Genomic DNA, 4,463 nt, shown 5'->3' on the forward strand with positions numbered 1-4,463 from the left:
GGTGGGGGGTGAGGACATCGGGGGCGTCGAGGACATGGTCACCAGAGGAGCATATCTACGCGCGTAGCAGCCTGTCATCCCCCTCGTGGCCCCCGCGCCCCCGTCGGTCCGCCGAGCCGGACGGCCGGGCCCGCGGGGGGTCGGGCAGAATCGGGGCATGACCAGTGAGCCGCAGGAGTACGCAGACCGCAGTTACCGTTCCGGGCCGGCGATCGCCGGTGGGGTCCTGCTGCTCGGCCTGGCGGCCTGGATGGGCGGCGACGCCCTGCTGCGCGGGGAGGGGCGGGTGCCGCTGTACGCGATCGCGGGTCTGCTGACGGTGGTTCCGCTGATCGTCGCCCTCACCGTGCGTCCGGTGGTCCTCGCCGGCGACAACCGGGTGCTGATCCGCAATCCCTTCCGCACCATCCACGTCCCGTGGGGGGCGGTGGAGACCGTCCGGGCCCGCTATTCGGCGGAGCTGCTGGCCGAGGGCGCGGTCTACCAGCTGTGGGCGATCCCCGTCTCGCTCCGGGAACGGGGCAGGGCCACCCGCCACAATCAGCGGCTCGCCGCGGGGGAGGAGCCGCGCGGGGGCCTGCTCGGCACCCTGCGCGGGCCCTCCGCCCCGCAGGACAACCAGCCCCGCACCGCCCCGGCCGACGCCTCGGTGGCGGAGCTGAGGGAGCTCGCCGAGCGGCGCCGGGAGGAGCCGGACGCGGCCGGGACGGTCACCATCCGGTGGGCCTGGGAGATCATGGCGCCCACCGCGTTCGGTGTCCTGCTCCTGCTGATCCTTTGGATCACCGGCTGACGCGGTTCCGGGGCCCGGTTCCGGGCGGTGCGGCCCCTCCGGGTGCCGCCCCGACCGACCGCCGGCCCCGGGCGGGCGAGGGGCCGGCGGAACCGCCGGCCTCCCGGGATCGGGCCCGGGCCCGCCCCACCCCGGGAAGCCGGACGCTCACAGCCCGGCGGCCTCCGCCAGGTCCCCCCGCAGCGCCGTCAGGCGCCGGCCGGCCTCCGCCCGCGCCGCGGGCAGTCCCTCCCGCTCGGTGACCGGCACCACGACCTCCAGGTAGCACTTCAGCTTGGGCTCGGTGCCGCTGGGACGCACGATGACCCGCCCGTCCGCCAGGTCGTACCGCAGGCCGTCGGTGGGCGGCAGCCCGTCCACCCCGTCCCGCAGGTCCGCCGCCCGCTCCACCGGACTGCCGGCGAGGGTCGTCGGCGGCGTCTCCCGCAGCCGCGTCATGGCGGACCCGATCAGGGAGAGGTCGGCCACCCGCACCGACAACTGATCGGTGGCGTGCAGGCCGTGCTCCAGCGCCAGGTCGTCCAGCAGGTCGGTCAACCCGCGACCGGCCTCCTTCAGTCCGCTCGCCAGTTCCGCGATTGCCAGGGCCGCCGTGACGCCGTCCTTGTCCCGCACCCCCTCCGGGTCCACGCAGTACCCCAGCGCCTCCTCGTACCCGTAGCGCAGCCCCTCCACCCGGGAGAGCCACTTGAAGCCGGTCAGGGTGTACCGGAAGGGGAGGCCGGCGGCCCGCGCCATGCGCTCCACCAGGGAGGACGAGACCACCGAGGCGGCCAGCGTGCCGCCGGCGCCCCGCCGGATCAGATGGGCGGCCAGCAGCGCGCCGACCTCGTCGCCGCGCAGCATCCGCCACCCCTCCTCCCGGGAGGCGTCGGGTACGGCCACCGCGCACCGGTCGGCGTCCGGGTCGGAGGCGATGACGAGGTCCGGTCGTTCCCGCCGGGCCGTGGCGAAGGCCAGGTCCATCGCCCCCGGCTCCTCCGGGTTGGGGAAGGCCACCGTGGGGAAGTCCGGGTCCGGCTCGGCCTGTTCGGCCACCACCACCGGCTCGGGGAAACCGGCGCGCCGGAACGCCTCGACCACCACCGGGCCCCCGACGCCGTGCAGGGGCGTGTACACCACCCGGATCCCGCGCGGCGAGTCCGGGGCGAGGACGGTGCCGGCCCGCTCCAGGTACGCCTCGACGATCTCCTCGCCGAGCATCTCGCCCGCGCCCTCGGGGCGGGGCACCCCGGCGAGGGGACCGACCCCGGCGATGCGGGCCGCGATGTCGGCGTCGGCGGGGGGCACGATCTGACTGCCGTCCCCGAGGTACACCTTGTAGCCGTTGTCCCGGGGCGGGTTGTGGCTGGCGGTCACCATGACGCCGGCGGCGGCGCCCAGTCGGCGGATCGCGAAGGCCAGCACCGGGGTGGGCAGCGGCCGGGGCAGCAGCACCGCCCGCAGGCCGGCGCCCACGACCACGGCCGCGGTGTCCCGGGCGAACCGCTCGCTCATGTGGCGGGCGTCCCAGCCGATGACCACGGTGGGCGGGGCGTTCCGGTCGTCCCGGTTCCCCGGGCCCTCCGGAACCTTCCCGGCCCGGTCGCGCAGGTACGCCGCCAGACCGGCCGCCGCGCGGATCACCACCACGCGGTTCATCCGGGTGGGTCCGGCGCCCAGCTCACCGCGCAGACCGGCGGTGCCGAACTCCAGGGTCCCGGAGAAGCGGGCGGCCAACTCGGCACGGGCCGGGCGGGCGGTCCCCTCCTCCGCGGTGCCCGGGCGGTCCGGGGCGCCGCCGGGGTCGGCGGCCTCGGCCTCGGCGGCCCCGATCAGTCCGGCCAGCTCGGCGCGGGTGGCGGGATCGGGGTCCTCGGCGAGCCAGGCCCGGGCGGCTGCCAGGGGGTCGGGGGAGCCGGCCCCGACGGTCGCGGCGTTCACAGCCGCTCCAGCACGCGGGCCAGCAGGTTGCCCATCCGCACCGCCGATTCCCGGCCGGCCTGCAGGACCTCCTCGTGGTTGAGGGGCGCCCCGGTGATGCCGGCTGCCAGGTTGGTCACCAGGGAGATGCCCAGCACCTCCGCCCCCGCCTCGCGGGCGGCGATCGCCTCCAGCACGGTGGACATGCCGACCAGGTCGCCGCCGATGGCCCGCACCATTCCGATCTCCGCGGGCGTCTCGTAGTGCGGCCCGGGGAACTGCACGTAGACGCCCTCCTCGAGATCGGGCTCGATCTCCCGGCACAGCGTGCGCAGCCTGCTGGAGTACAGATCGGTGAGGTCCACGAAATTGGCCCCCACCACGGGGGAGGTCCCGGTGAGGTTGATGTGGTCGGAGATGAGGACCGGCTGGCCGGGTCGCATCCCGGGCCGGACACCGCCGCAGCCGTTGGTGAGCACCACGGTCTTGCAGCCGGCGGCCACCGCCGTGCGGACCCCGTGGGCCACGGCCGCCACCCCTCTGCCCTCGTAGAAGTGGGTCCGCCCGAGGAAGACCAGCACCCGGACGGAGCCGATGCGGTGCGACCGCACCATCCCCGCGTGTCCGGCGACGGCCGGCGGCGGGAAGCCCGGCAACTCGGTGACGGGGAACTCCGCGTCGGGGGTGCCCAGCACATCCGCGGCGGGGACCCAGCCCGAGCCCATGACGAGGGCCACGTCGTGCCCGGTGACCCCGGTCAGCTCGCGTACCCGGCCCGCGGCCTCCTCGGCCATGCCCACAATTTCGGAAGCGTTCACGAAGGGAGGGTAACGGTTTTTCGCCTACGCGCGTAGACACGTCCGAAGGACGTAACCGGACCGATGCCCCGGGGTGTGTTCCGGGCGCTTCCCGACACGCTCCCGGCATCGCGCGGTCACGGAGGGGGCCCGGACGGCGGCCGGCGGAGCCACCCGGCTTCCGCGGCGCCGGAAGCCCGGGCGGAGACGATCAGCAGGGCCGTTTGCGCAGCTCGGTCACGTAGTCGTGGGGCGCGCCCGCGGACTCGGCCGCGTCCGCGATCTCGCCGAGGTAGCGGGCGGAGGGGAGGCCGCCCTCGTAGCCGTTGAGGACGTACAGCCAGGCCGGGAGGTCTCCCTCCAGGGTGTGCACCCGAACGCGCATGCGCCGGTAGATGTCCATGCCGACGCCCTCCCAGCGGTCCATGGCGTCCTCGTCCATGGGGGCGACGTCGTACAGCGCCACGAAGACCTGCGCCCGGGGAGCCTCCACGATGGTGGCCAGCGCCCCCTCCCAGCCCATGTGTTCCCCGCCGAAGGTCAGCCGCCAGTCCGACAACCAACCCGTGCAGCGCAAGGGGGAGTGGGGCGCACGCCGCGCCATCAGGCGGGGATCGAGATTGCCGGCGTAGGCGGCGTAGAGCGACATGGCCCCGAGACTACGGGAGGGGGGTCCGGGTCCGCCGCAGTGTCGCGCCCCCCGGATCGCGCCGTCCCCCGGGGGGTGCCGCGCCGGGTACGAGACGTGTCCGGGCGATGACGTCACGGAAGGGTGGCGGCGCGGAATGCCCCTTGTGTCGGCTTGCGGTGGTCCCGCCGGAGCGGTGCGCGGCCCCGGTCCCGGCGCCGCGCGACACGCCGCGCCCCATCCCCTGCCGGGGGCGGTCGAGGGGAGCGGACCAAAAGCGACGGGGGCGACGGGAGCGACGAGAGCGGTGAAGAGGGGTGTGAGGGATGGGAAGGATGGAGGG

At 75.4% G+C, this 4,463-nt stretch carries 4 protein-coding genes; 1 reads left to right on the plus strand and 3 read right to left on the minus strand.

The genetic code is table 11. The features are described 5' to 3' along the window. The first annotated feature begins 157 nt into the window (after positions 1 to 157). Positions 158 to 793, plus strand: coding sequence for a PH domain-containing protein (locus FOE67_RS17745; protein ID WP_182665449.1), 636 nt, complete (start codon positions 158 to 160; stop codon positions 791 to 793). Positions 794 to 940: 147 nt separating this feature from the next. On the opposite strand, the gene FOE67_RS17750 is transcribed toward FOE67_RS17745, so the two are convergent. The 3 genes from FOE67_RS17750 to FOE67_RS17760 form a co-directional block, all read right to left on the minus strand. Further along, the gene (locus tag FOE67_RS17750; protein WP_182665450.1) at positions 941 to 2,716 is read right to left on the minus strand and encodes a phospho-sugar mutase; all 1,776 of its coding nucleotides are present in this window, start codon (positions 2,714 to 2,716) and stop codon (positions 941 to 943) included. After that, complete coding sequence (locus FOE67_RS17755) at positions 2,713 to 3,489, minus strand: purine-nucleoside phosphorylase (protein ID WP_182665454.1); 777 nt, start codon at positions 3,487 to 3,489, stop codon at positions 2,713 to 2,715. Before FOE67_RS17755 ends, FOE67_RS17750 begins: the two co-directional genes overlap by 4 nt. 214 nt (positions 3,490 to 3,703) lie before the next feature. Continuing rightward, positions 3,704 to 4,141, minus strand: a complete 438-nt coding sequence (locus tag FOE67_RS17760; protein WP_182665452.1) for a gamma-glutamylcyclotransferase family protein — start codon at positions 4,139 to 4,141, stop codon at positions 3,704 to 3,706. Between the last annotated feature and the right edge of the window lie 322 nt (positions 4,142 to 4,463).

It is taken from the genome of Streptomyces calidiresistens, from assembly GCF_014141525.1.
Classification (GTDB): Bacteria; Actinomycetota; Actinomycetes; order Streptomycetales; family Streptomycetaceae; genus Streptomyces; species Streptomyces calidiresistens.